Genomic DNA, 20,188 nt, shown 5'->3' with positions numbered 1-20,188 from the left:
ATTATTGTTGAGGCCATAGGCGAGCGTGCCCAGACCGAATGAAGGCGTTAGCGCGCCATGCTTCGTGGTTCGGTATTCACCTACGCTCAGCGCATACTTTATGCGCCCTTCCCGCAGCATGACGGGAACCGCGGAGAAAGGCTGCACGAAATGCTGGACGCTGCCGTCGGCTTCGGTGACGACAATTTCCAGATCGCCGCTCGCCGATGTGGGATAGAGATCGCGAATTTCAAAGCTGCCGGGCGCCACGTAGGTTTGATAAACCGTGTAACCGTTTTGCTTCACTGTAACCGTGGCGTTGGTGCGAGCGATCCCTCGAATGATGGGGGCGAAACCGCGCATGCTCTCCGGCAGCATGGTGTCATCGGAAAAAATCTGCGTGCCGCGAAACATCACGCTGTCAAACACGTCACCCGGCGTGCTGGTTTCACCCACCTGAAACTGCCCTCTTAAAAACTGGACGTCGCGGCTCAGGGTGGTATTCAGCGACGAAAACGACTGCTTTCCGTTGTTCTTCGTCGCGGTGCTGTAGTTACGCAGGCGCCATGGCCCCACGTTAATACCGCTTTGCAGGTTGGTGTAAAACTGCTCCTGCGTCTCACCGTATCGGCTCCAGTTGCGCGAGCCATTGATACTGTAATTTACCAGCAGTGCAGAAATGCCTTGATCCCAGAGCGAAGGGTCAACAGTGCCGCGCGCCCACGTATTAAGCGCAGATTGAGGGATTGAGATATCCAGTCTCTGCTTGTCAAAATCCAGCCGGGTGGTGGCATCCGGTATAAATGCACCGGGATCAGTAATAATAACTTCAGCCGGCAGCATGGCTAATTCAGGAAATGCCTTAACCCTGACACCAAATGATTCCAGCACTCTACGATTAAGCTCGGGCGCCAGCCCAAACCCTTTCACAGGGACAAAAGAGACATTTTCCGTCCGGATATAATTTTCATTAAGCCATATTTCCACCCTATAGGTGCCGGGTAACTGCTCTCCCCGCTCGAAGCGGCTCAGATCAATGTCCTGGGATGTTGAGTGTGTTTTTTCAAGTGCATCGGCCATGAAATAAACATCGTCTGCGGCTGCGGGAAAAATGCCCGACAATAAAAATGCTATCGTCGAGAGTCGACATACGCAGTGAGACCCCGATCCAGAGAAAATTGCATTTTGAGAAAAAGAAACAGTATTCACCTTGCTTACCTGCGCGAGTAACTTAGCGTATTGTTAATATTCTTCACTTCAGCACTTGGCGTTTTTCTGTCGTTACTCCACCAAAGTCATTTATGGCTTTCCAGGTAACCTGCTTTCCAATGCCGGCCACCGTTTCAGAACTAAAAGGTGATATCATTGGTGGCTGAGAAATAGACTTATCACCAACCTTTAATGAATAAAGAGAAACGTAGAACGGCGTAGGATTGATAATCAGCAGGTGTTCACCACGTGGCTCAAACTTTAATTTCTCCCATGCCTCACCTGCTAATTCTGACGCCAGTAATGCTGGCCGGTAGAAAAGCTTCATGCGCGTCTTAACGGCAATGAGCAACCGATTCTCATCTGACCGGGTCATTGAAGGGATAGACTTAACGTTAAGCCAAAAAACTGATTCGCGATTTTCAGGTAGCTTCTTTTCGCCGGTATAAATGATCCGCAGCGTATTTTCATGGCCAGCATCAAGACGAAAAAGCGGCGGCGTGACGATAAAAGGAACCTGCCCCTCTGAATTTTCACTTAACTCAACCCATGACTGAATTAAATAGGGAACACCATCCTGAGTGTTACTCACAGGGAGTGAGGCTTCGTTTTCAGATGCATTATAAATTAATCGCGTTCCCCCGACGGTTATGCTGGCCTGACACGTTAAAGAGATTATGCAGGCGCCTGATAATAATATCGTTCGAATTAGTTGATTCATTATACATTTCCGACATTTCAGCAATAGGCAATAGGGCGCACCTCAGGTACGCCCGGCGTATTACTGGTAGGTAATGGTAAAATCTGACGTTGCGTTTGCTGTTCCCGCAACCACGGCGGCCTGGGTCGCCTTATATTTCGCTACGAAGGTCATTTTATTGCTGTTGGAGGGCTCTTCGCCTGCGCTGGTGTCAAGAGTGATGCTCTTAGATTGTGTAGCCAGCGGAATCGCAGTGATGCCATCCTCCTCATAAAACGCGATACCAACGCCTTTCGCCGTTTGACCGCTGTTCAGCGCAAGAATATTGGTGTCGGAGCTATCCGCATTACCATCAAACTTAATGGAAGCAGAGGTAACCGCAGCAGGGCAATTGTTCAACACAATGCTAAAGCGGGTTGCGGCAGCAACGGCCCCGGCCGCGTTAAACGAGCTTTTCGGTATTTTGCCGAGGTTGACGGTCTGATTAGCCGTATTAGTATCGATCGTACAGGCAGAATCCAGAATGGTGCCAGTAAAGTTGATTTTTCCATCTGCTGCGCTGGCGGAAAAAGTTATTCCAGAAACGGCTGCGGCCGCAACTAAATTTCGAAATAGATTACTTAACTTCATTTGCATAGCTATTTATCCTCAGGATTAAAGGTACCTGCGCAAAAGAAACTTTTGCGCAGTAAGGGCGGAACAGTGCCGCTAAATTAAAGTTTTTATTCAAGGCATTAATTGGGCGTTATTTATCTATGAGCACCTCGGGCTCTGCGATGATAAAAGTAAAATAAGCTGCTTCATCTCCAGACCGCTGCCTAACGCCAGACGATTTCGCAAATAGTAATTCTTATTAACTTCGCATTTATTTCTAATTCGATACTGGCGCGTCGATTTATCATAAACCTTCAGGAGAAAGTTCAAATGTTCGTTCGACAGTCGCGTCGATAGCCTCTGATACAACACGTCTTTTAATACGCATGAACTTTCCGTCGTCCGGAATTTAGAGGCGCGCTCGCACAATTGCTTAAGATCTTTAAGCGAGGTGACAAGTCGGAATGATTTTAAGAAAACGTTATCTGCATTATCTTCTGGTGCAATAAAATAGGTTAGCGATAATAACCCCCTTTCCTCAAGCCGATAATAGATCCACCGAATGTTTTCGCTACTTTCTCCTATTGTATCGATAAGAATGTAGGACTTACTCAGGACGGTCGCACTTACTAAAAATTCCAACCGGCTATCGAAATAAAATACTTTTCCATTGGCTAAGATTAATGAAGTAACTGCCTGCTCTATGGCAAAATTTCGTGAAAAAACCAATAGCGCTGTCAAAATTTATTCCTTATAAATTTATCATCGTCATTGTGAAGAAGCTCTGAAAACATATATGCGTTCTAAAGAATCGCAGTCGATTTTGTACGCTTTCCCATACATTCTTGTAAAAGGGTATCGTTCAAATCCCACGCTATTAAACGCGTGCTGGATTTTCTTCATCATGGACAACAAATAGGATTTCGAGCACCGCAGTCCATAATCTTCAAAAACGTGTACGATGATGTCATTATCGAAGACAATGTCGTTATCCATCCCCGCGAGGAGATATTCGAACAGTCTCGCTTTCGTCTTACCGAATCTTTTAATACGTCCATTCTTGGTATTGATAAGTGTTCTTGTTAAAAGCCGATACTCAAGATGATTGAAAATCGTGTATCCATACAGAAGCTCGTCAGAGACACAAGGCACAAAGACTCCTTAGAAGTTTATCGTTCCCATTTCCATGTCGGCGCCTTCTCCATTCGAAAGGTTTTGGTGTTCATCTGATGCAATGAAATGTTATTAAAATGGAGAAAATGTGACAATGGGACTAATTTATTAAAGCAAAAAACCACTTATTACATAAAAATCAACATAAAAATCCATATATTGCTATTTTATAAGTTTAAAACCCTGGATGTTTATTTTTTGTTTCTATCTATCGCGTTATAAAACAAAAAATTCACAAAAATATATTTAGCTAAAATTCACTTTAAAATAGCAAATATATCTGCAAAACATAAATATCACTTTACAATCAATTATTTAAAAAGATAACGCAGTCCAGCTAAACCTAGCCTTAATAAGGATATTTTAGGATTTTTCGTGGCGTTAATTACGAATTTTCGGGACAAAAACTGACAAGCACTGAATTTCCTTTACATTTATGGCAGTTCGGCACTCATAAAAAGTAAAAAACGCATCTAAGCAATAAGCTGAATAGAATCATTTCTTCGCTCAATATTCTTAATTCAAATTAACAACGGTAGCCGCTGCGTCCTATATGTAAGAAAGTCTTCAGCTAATAAGAGGTCGATTTGTCCCGCGCGCCCGATAGGTCATAGCGATCTGTGCCACACTCCCGGTACTTTTCACTGGAAAACAGACATTTCCCTTACTATCATCAGCTCACTTATTCACCCACTGATAACTAAGGAGGATTACTATGCCACTGTGTGAATTGTTTATTTACTCACACTTCTACAGTAATTGGCCGCGTTCAGGCATTTCCGCACTCGTGCTGCGATAATCCGTCCTGAGCGAAGTTAACTGAAAATCTAATCACTTCCTCCGGCTTACCGGGTTGTCGTCAGCGATTTCTGACGTCGGGCCTTTTTGCGCCTGCAACTTATGAGTAAGCACATGAGCACTTTACTGTCCGCCCACGCTGTCGGTTTCGATAACGCCTTCGGCACGCTATTTCACGATATCCATTTCAGCCTGAAAAAAGGCGATCGCATCGGTTTGCTGGGTGATAACGGCACCGGTAAAAGCACCTTATTGAAAATTCTCAGTGGTGAACTGGAAGCCAGCCACGGCAGCGTTACGCCGGCTAATCACTGTTTACTGGCGCGCATCGAGCAGCATCTGCCAACAGAACTGCACAACGCGTCGCTGCTGGATGGCGTGATGGCGCGCTTGCCGGAACAAGCCGATCGCTGGCGCGCCGAAGCGCTGCTGGGCAGCCTGGGTTTCACCGCTGAGCAACAAACGCAAACTGCCGCAACGCTAAGTGGCGGTCAGCATATGCGCCTGCTGCTGGCGCGTGCGCTGATCCTGCAACCGGATCTGCTGCTGCTCGATGAACCCAGCAACCACCTCGATTTGCCGACGCTATTGTGGCTGGAGAATTTCCTCAACGGCTGGAGCGGCAGCTTCGTGCTGGTTTCCCATGACAGCACCCTGCTCGATCGGGTGACTAACTGCAGCTGGATTCTGCGCGATCGCGGTCTGCAATTCTTCCGTCTGCCCTGCAGCGCGGCGCGTCAGGCGCTGATCGAGCAGGATGACGCTGACACGCAGCGTTATCAGGCCGAGCAGAAAGAGATCGGACGCGTAGAGAAAAGCGCCAAACGTCTGGCGATCTGGGGCCGCACTTACGATAACGAAGGTTTGTCGCGCAAAGCGCAGCAGATGGAGAAACGCGCCAATTGGTTGAAAGAAGCACAAACCACGCTGAGCGAAGGATCGCTATGGCGGCTGCAGCTGCAAGGTGAAGCGCTGGATGCCGATCGCGTGCTGGCATTGCCGCAGATGTCGATTCGGCCGGCCGATGACGCGCCTGCACTGTTTTCACTACCAACGCTGCAGGTGAAAAGTGGCGATCGCGTAGCGATCGTTGGCCGCAACGGTTGCGGTAAATCGTCGCTGCTGCGCCATTTGTGGCGTGAATTTCAACAAGCAGATAGCGCGCTTTTTCATCCCCGCGCGCGCCTCGGTTATTACGATCAAAGTCTGCATCAGTTGCACGATGCGGAAACGCTCAGTGATGCGCTGGCGCATTTTGCGCCGCTCAGCGATGAGCAGCGCAAGATGGCGTTGATCGGTGCGGGTTTTCCGTATCTGCGTCACCAGCAGCTGATTGGATCACTGAGCGGCGGCGAGCGCTCGCGTTTACTCTTTGTGGGGCTGACGCTGGCGCGCTATTCACTGCTGCTGCTCGATGAACCCACTAACCATCTGGATATGGTAGGGAAAGAGGAGCTGGCGGAGGCGCTGAATCAGTTCGAGGGCGCGGTGTTGCTGGTGTCGCACGATCGTCAGTTAATCGCCAACAGCTGCAATCGTTTCTGGCTGATAGAGGACCAGCAACTCAGCCAGTGGCACGATTTTGACGCGGTGACCGAGCGCCTGCGTGCTGAGCAGGTGATATCCATGTCTGAGGTTGTTGCCCCTGCAGCGACGGAAAACGCGTTGGATGAAGATGCTTTGCTGCTGGCATTATTAGAGGTGGAAAGCAAACTGGATGAGGATCTGGCGCGTAAGCCGAAGCATCAGAAACCCGCGTTGCAAGCGCAGTGGCGTGAGGAGATCGCGAAGCTGAAAACCCAGCTCGATCTGTAAATCGGTAGTGAACCGGTCGCCATAAATGACGTAATGCCGCTCAGTTAAGCGTCGTATCAAATCACCGCACCTTCCGTAGCGGCGCGATTTATCGCGCAATAAATTGCGCCGCTGCAATGTGTGCTCTCGGTGATGAGGGGTTTCATGTCTTAACTGACAGACATTACGTCATAAATGGCGACCCTACGCCCAATCAGTGACTTAGATACGCTGTAAACAACCTAGCCTCCCTTTCTATTCGGAAAACTTTAATCATTTTTCAACCAGCGCGCATTACCCAGATAAATCCGGCGAATTTTCTCCAGTTTGTTCCCTTTAGTGATTATGATTCTCGCTTCATATAAGGGACGCTTATGCTCAATATCTCAAAAAAGTGGCTATTCGCCACGTTCGCTGCAGTCATTCTCCTGCTGTTGATCTGGCATTTCGCCGGTTCACGCCATAAACCTAACGCGGTGGTCACCGCCGAAGTGCGTCAGGGAAATATCGAAAACGTGATTGCTGCCACCGGCAAAATGGATGCGGTTGAACGCGTCAACGTCGGTGCGCAGGTTTCTGGTCAGGTGAAAAAGCTCTATATCAAATCTGGCGATAGCGTCAGCAAAGGCCAGCTAATCGCCGAAATTGATGATCAACCGCAGCGCAGCGATTTGCGTAACGCGCAGGCGGCGCTGAGCGTGGCGCAGGCCGATTTGGAAACCCGCGAAGCCGCGCTGGTGCGACAGCAAGCGCAATATCAGCGCTTGCAGCAAATGATTAAAACCAATGCGATCTCGCGTCAGGATTTTGATACCGCCGAACAAGAGTGGCGCAGTGCACGCGCCGAGCTAACCGCGCAAAAAGCGCGCGTGATTCAGGCGCAGATTGAGGTGGATAAGAAGCAGCTCGATCTCGGTTATACCCGCATCATGGCGCCAATGGACGGCACGGTCATCGCCATCGTCACTAAGCAAGGTCAAACGGTGAACGCGGTACAAACCGCGCCGACCATCGCCAAGCTGGCGCAGCTCGGCACCATGACGATTAAAGTGCAGATCTCCGAAGCTGACATCAACAACGTGCAGCCAGGCCAGCAAGCGTTGTTCACCACCTTCTCCAATCCAGACAAGCGCTACAACGCCACGCTGCGCAGCCTGGAACTGGCGCCGGAATCGGTGATGAAAGATGACGCGCTGATGGGCAACAGCGAAAGCACGCCAGCCAGCAGCACCAACGCCGCAGTCTATTACAACGCGCTGCTGGATGTGCCAAACCCCGACAACGCGCTGCGCATCTCCATGACGGCGCAGGTCAACCTGCTGCGTGATTCCGCTAAAGACGCTTTGCTGGTGCCGGTGCAGGCGACGAAGAAAGACGCGGATGGCAAAACCTACGTGGAAATCCCCGATCAGGATAACCAGCCGGTGAAACGCATCATCACCACTGGCATCACTGACAGCGTTGATATTCAGGTGCTGAGCGGTTTAAAAGTCGGCGAGAAAGTGATCCTTGCTACGCAGACGGCGGGCGCTGACGAGGTGTTGATGTGAATATCATCGAACTGAAAAACATCCAGCGCAGCTATGTTAACGGTTCGCAATCTCTGCATGTGCTGAAAGACATTAACCTGAGTATCGCTAGCGGCGAGCTGGTGGCGATTATCGGGCCGTCCGGTTCGGGTAAATCGACGCTGCTGAATATTCTTGGCTGCCTGGATGCGCCGGATAGCGGCGACTATTTCATTAGTGGCCAAAACACCGCCACGCTGTCGCCGGATGCGCTGGCGAAAGTGCGCCGCGAACATATCGGCTTTATTTTCCAGCGTTATCATCTGATGCCGGATCTCAGCGCCTTGAGCAACGTCGAGATTCCATCGATCTACGCCAATCTGCAGGGCAAAGCACGGCTGCAGCGCGCGGCGGATCTGCTGGCACGTTTAGGTTTGCAGGGCCGCGAACATCACAAACCGGGCGAGCTATCCGGCGGCCAGCAGCAGCGCGTCAGTATCGCGCGCGCGCTGATTAACGGTGCCGAAATTATTCTTGCCGATGAACCGACCGGCGCGCTGGATTCGCATTCCGGCGAAGAGGTGCTGCGCATCCTACACGATCTCAATCGCGAAGGTCACACGGTGATCATCGTGACGCACGACATGAAAGTGGCGCAGCACGCCGATCGCATTATTGAGATTCAGGACGGCGAGATTTTTGCCGACAGCGGCCGCAAACAGGATGCAACCCGCGCGCAATATGTCCCCGCCGCGCCTAAAAGCCAGAGCAAGCTGCGCGGCTTGCTCGATCGCTTTCGCGAATCATTGCGCATGGCGCTGAATGCCATGAACGCGCATCGGCTGCGCACCGCGCTGACCATGACCGGGATTATTTTTGGCATCGCGGCGGTGGTCACGGTGGTGGCGCTCGGCCAGGGCGCGCGGCAAAAAACGCTGGAGAGTATTTCCGGGCTCGGCACCAATGTGGTGTCGATCTATGCCGGTGGTGATTTTGTCGAGGATGAAGCGCATCCGGTGCTGACGCTGGTGATGGCCGATGCCGACGTGATTGGGCGTCAGCAGTTTGTCGCGGCGGTCAGCCCGGAGATGATCGCCAATCAGCCGATTCGCTATCTTTCCAACGCGTCCAAAACCTCGGTGTACGGCGTCGGCAAAGCGTATTTCCAGATTCAGGGCATTAAATTGCTGGAAGGCAGCAACTTCAGCGATGAACGTCACGCGCGTCAGGAGATCATTATCGATACCAACACGCGCAATAAACTGTTTGGCGAACACGGGGAAAGCCCAATTGGCAAAATGATCGTGCTGGGTTCGGTGCCGGTGCGCGTGATTGGCGTGGCGGATAATAACGATGGCATGTCGCCCAATCGCCTCAGCGTGTGGCTGCCGTGGAGCACCGTGATGTATCGCATCAGCGGGCAAACCGCGCTAACCAGCATCAGCATTAAGCTGAAGGACGATGTGGTGAGCGGCCCGGCGGTGGAATCGCTGACGCAACTGCTAACCGCGCGTCACGGCAGCAAAGATTTCCTGGTGTTCAACCGCGACAAATACCGCAAAGCGATTGAAGATGCCGCCGCAACGTTAACGCTGCTGATTCTGCTGGTCGCCTCGATTGCACTGATGATTGGCAGCATCGGCGTGATGAATATCATGCTGGTGTCGGTAACGGAGCGCACCCATGAAATCGGCGTGCGCATGGCGGTGGGCGCACGGCGCGGCGACATCATGCAGCAGTTTATGATCGAAGCAGTTTTAGTCTGTCTGGTGGGCGGATCGCTCGGCGTCGCGCTGGCGCTGGTGATTGGTCCGATTATCAGCCTGCTGGCGGGCGGTATGATTACCGCGATCTTCTCATGGCAATCAGCGGGCGCGGCCTTTGCCTGCTCCACCATTATCGGCATGATTTTTGGTTACCTGCCCGCGCGCAAAGCCGCGCGCATGGATCCGGTGGCGGCATTGGCAAGCGAATAACTGAAATACCGCTTTAACCTATTATCACTGTTCCGTAGCGGCGCGATTTATCGCGCTCTTTTGACCTTTTTACACGTGTAAAAACACGCAATAAATTGCGCCGCTACAGATTTGCCGTTTTACATCAACATCGGCAAGGTCGCCGTTGCCGTCTGCTGGCTGGCCGCCTGATACCGGGCATCATGCGTCATCAACTCGTTAATCAACACTTCCACCAACATCATTGCACCCACTTTACCGCTCAGCGCACCAGCGTTGAACGGGCCTTCCGGCCGCGCAGCCACCAGCAGCATATCGGCTAAGCTGCCCATCGGGCTGCGCAGCGTGTTACTCAGCATCAGCACGCGCGCGTTTTGCTTCTTCGCCACCTTCACTACGTGCATTACATCTTTGGTCGAGCCGGAAGCGGAGATGGCGATCACCAAATCGCCCTCTCTGAGCGTCGAGGCATTCATCGCCGCGCGATGCATATCACCAAACAGCTGCGCCGATTTACCCAGGCGCAACAGGCGATAGTGCAAATACTCACCGGTAATCGCGCTGGCCGCCACGCCGTAGATCTGGATAGTTTTAGCCTGATGCAGCGCTTCCACCGCGCTATGAAGCACCTCGCGGTTAATGAATTTCCCGGTATCGCGCAACGCCTGCACCGTTTCCTCCACCAGCATGTCGATGCTGTCACCGCTAGCGACGGCGGCGGGCTGATTGTGTTGCACATCCAGCGCCAGCGCCATTTTGAATTCGGTATAGCCTTTGCAGCCGAGATGACGACACAGCCGCGTCACGCTTGCTTCGCTGGTGTCGGTCTCGCGCGCTAATTCAGTGATGGTGAGATACAGCACTTTCTGCGGGTCGGTGAGGATGAAATCGCCCAGCTTTTGCAGCGTCGGACTGTAGCCCGGCAAGCCCTGGCGCAGGTGCAGCAAGATGTTTTCGTTGTCCGTCATGGCGGCCTCTTCTTCACGACATTAATGGCGCACAGTGTGCAGCAGATTAGGGCATAAGTGAAAGCTATCACAATAATGATGGAAATTTTCATCTTATGAATGAGATTGTGATAATAATTTTTACCACAAAATCACTTCAGGGATAAAAATTTATGTCATCACTGTTCAGCGGTGCCTCTTCAGGGGGTTGGTTTGAAAAAGCCCAGCGGTTTGGTAAGTCGTTCATGTTACCGATCGCCGTGCTACCGGCGGCCGGTTTGCTGCTGGGCATTGGCGGCGCACTCTCCAATCCCAACACCGTCAAAGCCTATCCATTCCTCGATGTCGCCTGGCTGCAAGGCGTGTTCACCATCATGGCGAGCGCCGGATCGGTGGTGTTCGCCAACCTCGCGGTGCTGTTTGCGGTTGGCGTAGCGGTAGGATTGGCCAAAAGCGACAAAGGCACCGCCGGATTGGCCTCGCTGCTGGCTTATCTGGTAATGAACGCCACCATCAATGCGCTGCTGACGCTGACCGGCGTGCTGGCGCAGGGCAACCTTAGCGCGGTGGGACAAGGCATGGCGCTCGGCATTCAGACGCTGGAAACCGGCGTATTTGGTGGCGTGGTGATCGGGCTGGTGACGGCCATGCTGCATAATCGCTACAACAAAATCGCCCTGCCGCAGTTCCTTGGCTTCTTTGGTGGCTCGCGCTTCGTGCCGATTATCAGCTCCTTCGTCGCCATTCTGGTGGGTGCGGCGATGACCATCGTCTGGCCGCATTTCCAGAAGCTGATTTTTGGTATGGGCGGATTGGTGGATGCCACCGGTTATTTCGGCACCTTTATTTACGGCTTTGTACTGCGCATGCTCGGCCCGTTCGGCCTGCATCACATCTTCTATCTGCCGTTCTGGACCACCGCACTCGGCGGCAGCGAAGTGATCAACGGACATCTGGTGGAAGGCACGCAGCGCATCTTCTTCGCCCAGCTTGCCGATCCCCACACGCAACAATTCTACATTGGCACCGCGCGCTATATGTCCGGGCGCTTCATCACCATGATGTTTGGCCTGATCGGCGCGTGTCTGGCGATGTACCACACTGCTAAGCCGGAAAACCGTCAACGCGTGGCCGGATTGCTGATGTCGGCGGCGCTGACTTCTTTCCTTACCGGCATCACCGAACCGATTGAGTTCTCGTTCCTGTTTGTCGCGCCGGTGCTGTATGTCATCCACGCGCTGTTTGATGGGCTGGCGTTTATGATCGCCCACATCCTGCACATCACCATCGGCCAAACCTTCTCGGGCGGCCTGATTGATTTCATTCTGTTCGGCGTATTGCAGGGCGAAGCGAAAACCCATTGGTGGTATGTCCCGCTGATAGGCGCGCCGTGGTTCCTGCTCTATTACTTTACTTTCCGCTTGCTGATCACCCGCTTCAATTTCAAAACGCCGGGTCGCGAAGACGTCAGCGTTGAAACTGTGCCTATGGTCGCCGGAGAACGTCCACTGCAGGTGATCGCGGCTTTAGGCGGCAAGCAGAACATCGCCGAACTGGATTGCTGCGCCACCCGTCTGCGCATCACGCTCATCGACAGCAGCAAACTCGATGAAAACGCATTGAAAGCTACCGGCGCACGCGCCGTGATCCAACGTGGCAAAGGCGTGCAGGTGATTTATGGCCCGCACGTCACCATTATCAAAAATGAAGTAGAGGAGTTACTCGCGCTATGAAAGCACCGATGCTGGCCCAGATTCAGGGGAAACTGGTGGTCTCGTGTCAGGCTCTGGAAGATGAGCCGTTACACAGCCCGTTTATTATGTCGCGCATGGCGTTAGCGGCGATGGAAGGCGGTGCGGCGGCGATTCGCGCCAACAGCCTGATCGACGTGCAGCAGATTATGCAAACCGTGGATTTGCCGATTATCGCCATTATTAAGCGCGACTATCCCGGCAGCGATGTGTATATCACCGCGACGCTGCGGGAAGTGGATGAGTTGATGGTGGCGAATCCGGCGATGATTGCGCTGGATGCCACGTTACACACACGTCCCGGCGATTTGCAGTTGCCGGCGTTGGTGGCAGCGATTCGCCAACGCTATCCGCAACTGTTGCTGATGGCAGACATCGCCACGGTGGAAGAAGCGCGTCAGGCGGCGCAATTAGCTTTCGATTGTGTCGGCACCACGCTGCACGGCTACACCGCAGAAACGCAAGGCTGCTATTTGGCCGCCGATGATTGCCGCTTCCTGCGTGACGTGTTGGCTGCGGTAAAGGTGCCGGTGATTGCCGAGGGGAATGTTGAAACGCCGGAAATGGCGGCGCATTGTCTGGCGCTGGGCGCGCATGCGGTGGTGGTCGGCGGCGCGATTACGCGTCCACAGCAGATAACGCGCCGCTTTGTGAATGCCATCAATTAATTTTTGAGGTGCCCATTAGGCACCTCGCCTAAGGTTATCCACAATCCCCGTGCGTAGAGTCGCCGTTAACCTGTGGATAAAACTCGCCTCGCACCACACCGCGCCCGATGCGCGCAGGCGGTTACTTTTCGCACGATTGTGAATCTCAAACACGCTAACACACTTGATGCGTTAGCGTGTTTGGGTGAGTCAGTATCAGGCGTTAAACCGAATCTTCTTTTTCGATCACTAATACGCGCGCTTCGCCTTGCGGGTGCGCAACATGCTCGGTGCCGATGCTGGCGTAAAAAATGTCGCCGCTATTCAGCAGCACTTTCTTCACCTCACCTGCTTCGCGGTAATGCATCTCTACCACACCATCCAGCACCGCAAACACTTCCTCGCCATCATTGATGTGCCACTTGTAAGGTTGATTGGTCCAGTGCAGACGCACGCTGGTGCCGGCGAAGTTGGCGATGTCTAATGCATCCCAGGCTTTGGCGGGAGAGAAGTTTTTGCTGACGTAGGTTTTCATGCGATATCCGTGTGGGGGAGAACTGCGTTGATGATACACACAGCCCGGGCGTGCGGCGGGACATGCGCAGGCCATTTACGGACATTCAGATACAACAAAGCCGCCCGAAGGCGGCCTTAACACAACTGCTTGTGCAATTAACTTATTTGTATAACTCGGCAGTCATGTGTACGCGGTTGTTAGTGTTGGCTTCAGTAATTTTATACTGAGCGCCCTGCTCTTGCGCCTGCGCTGCGATTTTCGCTTCTGCACCATCCAGAGTAGAAGACTCAACAGATACGCTCTGTGCAAAGCTAGCAGCAGACATCATTGAAAGAGCAGCAACAGCGGCGATAGACAGTGTTTTGATAGTTTTCATGGTCATAATCCTTAGTGGTTTAACGAGAAGGCTGTGTGCCTTCGATGAGAATAATAATAACCTAGGTTATCGTTTCAATATTAACCATTAGTGCGATCACGATAACTTACGTAACTGTACAGTTACTGCGTTATATCGACAAAAAAGGCCGCCCGTAGGCGACCTGTTCTGGCACATCCGTATGCAACCATCCGTTATTTGTAAAGTTCTGCGGTCATGTGTACGACGTTGCCGTTGCTCGCTTCTAAAATTTTGTACTGCTCACCATTCTGTTTTGCCTGCGCAGCGATTTTCGCTTCAGCACCATCCAGAGTCAGCGAGGTTGCTGAAACGGTCTGTGCGAAGCTGGCAGCAGAAATCACTGAAAGAGCGGCGGCAGCGGCGATAGTCAGAGTTTTGATAGTTTTCATGGTCGTATTCCTTTGGTTGTTTGATTTGAAAGCTGTGCGCCTTCGATGGAAACAATAATAACCATTGAAACTATTATCAGATTAACTATTAGTGCGATCACAGTTAATCAGCTCATTATCACTACGCCAGCTCGAGCTCGGTGATGACCTTTTTAACTTTTGCCACATCCATAAGCGCTTTAGCGGTGCGCGGAAACAGTCCGCCGCACACGGAATACCACACTTCACAACCGGCGGTTAGGCCTGCTGCGGCAAAGACATCAGAAACAAAAATGCCCTCTTACGAGGGCATGGATTATCGCTACAGGTCGGGGATTATTTCAGTGCGATGCGCGCAATCTGATCCTGGCCTTTGGTTGAGGAGTCTTTGTTGAACTCCGCTTTCAACGTGACATACAGCGTGTTGTTGTCCGGGCCAATCAGCAGACTGTTTGGATTGTTATCAAACGACCAGCTGTTTTTCACCGCGTAAGTGGTGGCATCCAGCTGCAGCACTTTCTTCGATTCGCGCTGGCTGATGTAGATCTCATTACGCTTAGCGTTGAATTTAATCGCTAGCGCATCACCTTCAATACGCTTGATCACTTTACCAGTGCGCTCATCAAACACCAGCGTGGCTTTGCCTTTCGAATCGTCGGTGACGAACAGGCGGCCGGTAGCCGGATCTTCCGCCATATTCAGGAACAGATACTCTTTACCGTCGCCGGCGGTCCAGCGCTTCTCAATTTTGTGCGTGCGTGGATTGATTACCAGAATCTCGCCCGCGCCGTTGGTCGCGTAAATGCGCTCAGTCAGCGGGGAATAGATGATGCCGGTTACCCATTTGCCTGCATTCTTGATGGTGGCTTTCAGCTTGAAGGTTTTCACGTCAACCACCGAGATGTAACCCGGATCGGCTACGCGACCGACATACAGCTCGTTGCCGTGCCACAGCACTTCACGCGCGCCCGCCGGATAACCTTCTTTATCTTTCTTGCCTGGGAAAACTAAACGTTCCAGCACTTTGCCGCTCTGCGCATCCACTTTAGAGATAGCGCCATCCAGCGAGTTGGTGGTGTAGAACACGTTGCCCGCTTCATCGATCGCCGTACCAAAGTTTTTCAAATCGGTATGCGTAACGCCTTTCGTTTCCAGTGTGGTTGGGTCGAGACGATAAATTACACCACCGTTAACGTCTTTAAAGCTCTGCGCGCTGGCAACGTATAACGCTTTCGCAGCAGGCGAATACGCCATTTCATACAGGCCATCGCCCAGAGTGCGCTGGGTCAAAGAAGTATCAACTGGCTTGGCAACGGCGGCTGGCGCTTCGGCTTTTTTCGCCGGAGCCTGGCAAGCGGCCAGGCTGAATGCAGCGACGATCGCTGCCGCTACGGCGGCTTTGCGCGGGCTAAATAACGATTTCATGCTCAACTCCATCAATGGATGAACGGCTCCGTTTCGCGCGTACGCGTACGGAAAATACAAGAAGAATGAGAATCATACGCATTAGCATAAACTTAGCAACTTTCTCGACGATCTTCCTTACGTTGCCGTAGATCGATTCCAGCATGCCGCACACCTTTCTTTACTAAAAACGTCCAAATATCGCCTGAAAAAATAGGAAAACGTGAGCAATTAACAGGTTATTTTCACCCGTAAACCATTGATTCATAACCTACTTACACATTATTACAATTACAGTTGCAACCTTCCGCAGATTCTTTAAAGCAAATGATTATCATTGGCTTTCTCAATAAATACGCAGTGGCGCTTTGCGTGCCTGCTCTTCTGCCCATTTGGGCGAATGAGTTACGACGTAAACGATAAAAAACGAAGCAAAACAGCTTCCTATAACACGCGTTTCAACAGGAAATTTTATGTCTGGCATCAGGAAAACCTTTAACGTCTCACTGCTGGCGGTGACGATTCATGCCCTACTTACGCCAAGCCTGGCGCAGGCAGCAAGCGATTCGCAGCAGGATTTGGTGGTCGATGCATCTGCAAGCGGCGACAGCGATAACAATGAAAAGCAGGATTACGCGGTAAAAACCACGCGAGCGGGCACTAAGCTGTTGCTGACGCCACGCGATGTACCGCAGTCAATGAGCGTGGTAACGCAACAGCGCATGCAGGATCAGAACCTGCAATCGGTGAACGATGTGCTGACCAACGCCACCGGCATCTCGACCAATCTGATCGACAGCGAACGCTCGGAATACTATTCGCGCGGCTTTAAAGTCACCAACTTCTCGTTCGATGGCATCCCGACCTCGGTTAATGACGCCTGGAACTACGGTGATGCCGCTTCTGATACCGCCATTTACGATCGTATTGAGATCGTACGCGGCGCCACCGGATTGATGACCGGCGCGGGCAGCCCGTCTGCATCGATCAACATGGTACGTAAACACGCCGACAGCAAAATCTTTACCGGTGCGGTCAGCGCCAGCTACGGTAGCTGGAACAAACAGCGTTATGTTGCGGATCTCTCAGCACCGCTAAACCAGGATGGCAGCCTGCGCGGTCGCGTCGTAACCGGTTACAGCGATGAAGACAGCTGGCTTGATCGCTACCACAAAACCAAAAAATTCCTCTACGGCGTGATTGATGCCGACATCACTGAGCACACCACGCTGTCGCTGGGCTACGACTACGAAGATGCTAACACCGGCAATCCAACGTGGGGCGGCTTGCCGATGTTCTACAGCAACAACGCCACCACGCATTACGATCGCAGCCTCAACTCCGCCGCCAACTGGGCGCGTTACAACACCAATTCGCGCAAAATATTCGCCGACATCGATCATAACTTCGATAACGGCTGGAACATCCACGTCAACGGCACGCACGCCGAGAACACCTTTAACGATAAGCTGCTGTATGTGATGGGCAGCGCCGATCAGGACAGCGGCGAAGGCACCACCGGCTATGGCAGCATGGATCGCGGTAAACGTCAGATGGATTCGTTCGACGGCTACGCCAGCGGTCCGTTTGAGCTGTTAGGTCGTCAGCATCAGTTAATGGCGGGCATGAGCTACAGCCGCCAGCACAACGCCACTTACAGCCAGGATGGCGTTACCGATCTGGAAAACTACAACATCGCCTCAAACGATATGGGCATTTTCAATAACAGCTGGAACGGCAACATAGCCGAGCCGCTGTGGCAAGGTTGGTATCAGAATGCCGACGATACCATTCGCCAGAAATCGGCTTATACCGCCGCGCGCTTCTCGCTGGCCGATCCGCTGTCGCTGATTATTGGTGCGCGTTACACACAGTGGAGCACCAACGGCAGCAGCGGTGATATGACGAACAATAACACCACGCCGTACGCTGGTTTGGTGTACGACATTAACGATACCTGGTCGGCGTACGGCAGCTATACCTCGATCTTCCTGCCGCAAACCGATCGCGACATCAACGGCAAATACCTGTCGCCGGTTACCGGTAAAAGCTATGAAACCGGCCTGAAGTCCGCCTGGTATGATGGTCGATTAACCGCGACGGTGGCGGTATTCCGTATTGAGCAGGACAACGTCGGTCAAGCGATTAATGGCGTCTATCTGAGCGGCAACGAACAGGCTTATGCGCCCGCCAAAGGTGCGGTCAGTAAAGGTGCGGAGTTTGAGCTGAATGGCGCGCTAACGGATAATCTGCAGCTGACGTTCGGTGCCACACGCTACGTGGCGCGGGATAAAGAGGGACGTTTCAACAGCTATCAGCCGCAGACTTCCTTTAAGCTGTTTACCCGTTATCAGCTGCCGATGTTGCCGGATCTCACGGTTGGCGGCGGCATCAACTGGCAGAACCGCGTGTTTGAAGATGCCACCAATGCCAGCGGCGATAGCGTGCGCGTTTATCAGGGCAGCATTCCGCTGGCTTCGCTGTTTGCGCGCTATCAGGTGACTAAGCAGGTGGCGGTGCAGGCGAACGTCGATAACCTGTTTGACCGCGAATATTACAGCTACATGAACAGCTACGTTTATGGCGCACCGCGCAGTGTTTCGATGAGCGTTTCGTATCAGTTTTAAGTAAAGTCTCAAGGTGCGCATTTATGCGCACCTCTCATCAAACCTTGTTTTTATAATTGAAACTGATCTGCGAATTCTGTTCTTTCGGCAAGCGCCGCGCCTCTAAATAAACCGATTTCCAGTATGGATTATTTAGCGAAGAGCGCATCACGCCCTGACTCACCGATGCGTGCAGGAACTGATGATCGGTGTCATAAAAGCCGACGTGCAGCTCACGTTTAATGCGGAAGAACACTAAATCACCGGGTTGCAAATGCGCCTGATCCACCGGTTTGCCCATGGCAATTAACTCTTTGGTGGTGACGCGATCCATCGGAATATTGAAACGATCTTTCAGCGTGCGCCAGACAAATCCCGAGCAATCGACGCCGGTTAATTGTGTGCCGCCCCACTGATATTTGGTCCCTTCCCACGAATGCATTTGATCGTGCAGCGCGGCAATCACCGGGATTAAATCGGGCTGTTTGCCGTTGTCTGCCGAGGTATCAACGCTTTCCTCAGCAGGCGCATGCGAAGACTTCGAAGAACAACCTGCCAGAGTGAAAACAAACAGGCAGGCGATAACTTTGCTGGCGGCAGAATTGATCATGTGTTGGTGATTTCGCTGAGGGTGACAGTGGTCAGAGATTTATACCGTAAAAAAGTTGCAGAAATAAATAGGCGCGCAGTGAAATCTTTTATTTGTCGGTTGATTTTACCTAAGTTTACGCAACGGTAACATCTTGTATTTGAGTTAAAAATCTATTTTCCGCGCTGCGTTTTTTCTGTGCAGGAGAATATTTGCTCTCCTGCACAGAACGACATCAATTTCGACTTACAGCTGTACGTTTAATACTTGCCGGAGAAATTGGCGCTAATACGCTGCGCCAGATAATCCTTCGCGGAAATAGGCGGGTATTTTTTCTCCGGTCCTTCAATAATCACATCTTCATTCGCCTGGCAGAAAAACGCCAGGCTGTAGCGTGCCGGCACCGATTCACCCGGCAGCGGATTGCTGACGCGATGGAAGTTCGACGGTAACTTGTCATCACTCCAGCGCATCAACATATCGCCGATATTACAGGTAATTAAGCCTTCCAGCGGCGGGATCGGCGTCCAGATTTGCTCTTCCATCTCTTTGCCCGGACACACCTGCAAACCGCCCTGCCCATCACGCTGGAACAGCAAGGTCAGACAATCGAAATCGGTGTGCGCCCCGGCGCGCCACGGACCATCTGGCTCGCCGCTGATGGCAAAGTAGTGCAGCATCCGCAGCGTGCTTTGGTAGGTTTCGCGCGAAGGCTCATGCGCTTTGGCAAAGAAATCGTCGGAGAATCCCAACTTCAGGGCAAAACAGGAGAGCAAGCGCATGCCCACTTCCCAACACTGACGCTCGAACTTCAGTACATCATGCTGGAAACCCGGCAAGGTGGCCTCATCCGGCCACAAGCCTGCCATGCGCGGACGCGTCACCTGATACGACTCTTTTTGGTCCGGTTTACCGGTAGATGGACGGATTTGCGCGCGGTATTCCCAGCCGGCATTGCGGCTGAGTGGATGACGCGCTTTGTCACTTTGTGGCAGCGCAAAAAAGCGTTCTGCGTTGGTAAAAGCCGCATTGATGTCGTCGAGCGGAATACCGTGGCCGGAAACCTGGAAAAACCCAATCTCGGTGGCGGCTTGCCACAGCTGATCGGCTATTTCCGCTTTACGTTGGTCGAAATCGGAGAGATCGATGATGCGCACATCACGTGCAGCTTCTACGCCGCGCGCGCCCATACGCGATTCTTTCGCCAGTTCATGCATGTCATAAGTGGTCTTTTCCATTGGTGCACCTCGTT

General features: G+C 52.2%; 16 protein-coding genes and 1 pseudogene. 6 read left to right on the top strand and 11 right to left on the bottom strand.

Features of this window, described 5'->3' with window-relative positions:
- From K5Y33_RS14245 to K5Y33_RS14235, 3 genes are all read right to left on the bottom strand, one after another.
- The coding region (locus K5Y33_RS14245; RefSeq protein WP_370634133.1) for a fimbria/pilus outer membrane usher protein at positions 1-1,188 on the bottom strand (1,188 nt) is incomplete at its 3' end.
- A gap of 43 nt (positions 1,189-1,231) precedes the next feature.
- The gene (locus tag K5Y33_RS14240; protein WP_192413142.1) at positions 1,232-1,909 is read right to left on the bottom strand and encodes a molecular chaperone; all 678 of its coding nucleotides are present in this window, start codon (positions 1,907-1,909) and stop codon (positions 1,232-1,234) included.
- Between the two features lie 60 nt (positions 1,910-1,969).
- Positions 1,970-2,524 (bottom strand): fimbrial protein, encoded by a 555-nt coding sequence (locus K5Y33_RS14235; protein WP_110866798.1) that lies wholly within the window; start codon positions 2,522-2,524, stop codon positions 1,970-1,972.
- Positions 2,525-4,567: 2,043 nt separating this feature from the next.
- On the opposite strand from K5Y33_RS14235, the gene K5Y33_RS14230 reads away from it, so the two are divergent.
- The 3 genes from K5Y33_RS14230 to K5Y33_RS14220 all read left to right on the top strand — a co-directional run bounded on the left by K5Y33_RS14230 (position 4,568) and on the right by K5Y33_RS14220 (position 9,731).
- Complete coding sequence (locus tag K5Y33_RS14230) at positions 4,568-6,268, top strand: ABC-F family ATP-binding cassette domain-containing protein (RefSeq protein ID WP_222234322.1); 1,701 nt, start codon at positions 4,568-4,570, stop codon at positions 6,266-6,268.
- A 353-nt stretch (positions 6,269-6,621) separates the two neighbouring features.
- Positions 6,622-7,797, top strand: coding sequence for an efflux RND transporter periplasmic adaptor subunit (locus K5Y33_RS14225; protein WP_222234321.1), 1,176 nt, complete (start codon positions 6,622-6,624; stop codon positions 7,795-7,797).
- The gene (locus K5Y33_RS14220; RefSeq protein ID WP_137387291.1) at positions 7,794-9,731 is read left to right on the top strand and encodes a MacB family efflux pump subunit; all 1,938 of its coding nucleotides are present in this window, start codon (positions 7,794-7,796) and stop codon (positions 9,729-9,731) included. The genes K5Y33_RS14225 and K5Y33_RS14220 overlap by 4 nt, the downstream gene beginning before the upstream one ends.
- A 119-nt stretch (positions 9,732-9,850) precedes the next feature.
- On the opposite strand, the gene K5Y33_RS14215 is transcribed toward K5Y33_RS14220, so the two are convergent.
- Positions 9,851-10,678, bottom strand: a complete 828-nt coding sequence (locus tag K5Y33_RS14215) for a MurR/RpiR family transcriptional regulator (protein WP_222234320.1) — start codon at positions 10,676-10,678, stop codon at positions 9,851-9,853.
- A gap of 152 nt (positions 10,679-10,830) precedes the next feature.
- On the opposite strand from K5Y33_RS14215, the gene K5Y33_RS14210 reads away from it, so the two are divergent.
- Together K5Y33_RS14210 and K5Y33_RS14205 are read left to right on the top strand one after the other, a co-directional pair.
- Positions 10,831-12,390 (top strand): PTS transporter subunit EIIC, encoded by a 1,560-nt coding sequence (locus K5Y33_RS14210; protein ID WP_222234319.1) that lies wholly within the window; start codon positions 10,831-10,833, stop codon positions 12,388-12,390.
- Positions 12,387-13,076 carry an N-acetylmannosamine-6-phosphate 2-epimerase gene (locus K5Y33_RS14205; protein ID WP_101761682.1) on the top strand — a complete coding sequence of 230 codons (690 nt, stop codon included), beginning with the start codon at positions 12,387-12,389 and terminating at the stop codon, positions 13,074-13,076. The genes K5Y33_RS14210 and K5Y33_RS14205 overlap by 4 nt, the downstream gene beginning before the upstream one ends.
- 202 nt (positions 13,077-13,278) lie before the next feature.
- On the opposite strand, the gene K5Y33_RS14200 is transcribed toward K5Y33_RS14205, so the two are convergent.
- The 5 genes and pseudogenes from K5Y33_RS14200 to K5Y33_RS23710 all read right to left on the bottom strand — a co-directional run bounded on the left by K5Y33_RS14200 (position 13,279) and on the right by K5Y33_RS23710 (position 15,762).
- On the bottom strand, positions 13,279-13,590 hold the full coding sequence (locus K5Y33_RS14200) for a cupin (RefSeq protein WP_222234318.1): 312 nt from the start codon (positions 13,588-13,590) through the stop codon (positions 13,279-13,281).
- Positions 13,591-13,732: 142 nt separating this feature from the next.
- A complete protein-coding gene (locus K5Y33_RS14195) occupies positions 13,733-13,948 on the bottom strand; it encodes a YdgH/BhsA/McbA-like domain containing protein (RefSeq protein WP_007890153.1) in 216 nt (71 codons plus the stop codon).
- 194 nt (positions 13,949-14,142) lie between these two features.
- Positions 14,143-14,358, bottom strand: a complete 216-nt coding sequence (locus K5Y33_RS14190; protein ID WP_222234317.1) for a YdgH/BhsA/McbA-like domain containing protein — start codon at positions 14,356-14,358, stop codon at positions 14,143-14,145.
- A 154-nt stretch (positions 14,359-14,512) separates the two neighbouring features.
- Positions 14,513-14,620 (bottom strand): annotated as a pseudogene (locus K5Y33_RS23715) (dihydrodipicolinate synthase family protein); the annotation flags it as partial.
- A 53-nt stretch (positions 14,621-14,673) separates the two neighbouring features.
- Positions 14,674-15,762 carry a YncE family protein gene (locus K5Y33_RS23710; protein ID WP_255610322.1) on the bottom strand — a complete coding sequence of 363 codons (1,089 nt, stop codon included), beginning with the start codon at positions 15,760-15,762 and terminating at the stop codon, positions 14,674-14,676.
- Between the two features lie 452 nt (positions 15,763-16,214).
- On the opposite strand from K5Y33_RS23710, the gene fhuE reads away from it, so the two are divergent.
- Positions 16,215-18,368, top strand: a complete 2,154-nt coding sequence (gene fhuE, locus K5Y33_RS14180) for a ferric-rhodotorulic acid/ferric-coprogen receptor FhuE (RefSeq protein ID WP_222234316.1) — start codon at positions 16,215-16,217, stop codon at positions 18,366-18,368.
- Between the two features lie 37 nt (positions 18,369-18,405).
- Here fhuE and K5Y33_RS14175 read toward each other — a convergent pair whose 3' ends face one another.
- Together K5Y33_RS14175 and K5Y33_RS14170 are read right to left on the bottom strand one after the other, a co-directional pair.
- On the bottom strand, positions 18,406-18,957 hold the full coding sequence (locus K5Y33_RS14175; RefSeq protein WP_101761687.1) for a C40 family peptidase: 552 nt from the start codon (positions 18,955-18,957) through the stop codon (positions 18,406-18,408).
- Positions 18,958-19,196: 239 nt separating this feature from the next.
- On the bottom strand, positions 19,197-20,174 hold the full coding sequence (locus tag K5Y33_RS14170; protein ID WP_192234677.1) for an isopenicillin N synthase family oxygenase: 978 nt from the start codon (positions 20,172-20,174) through the stop codon (positions 19,197-19,199).
- Positions 20,175-20,188: the final 14 nt, after the last annotated feature.

Origin of the sequence: Pantoea sp. DY-17, assembly GCF_019795975.1 — a bacterium.
GTDB lineage: Bacteria > Pseudomonadota > Gammaproteobacteria > Enterobacterales > Enterobacteriaceae > Pantoea > Pantoea leporis.
This window is presented reverse-complemented; position numbering and strand designations above follow the sequence as displayed.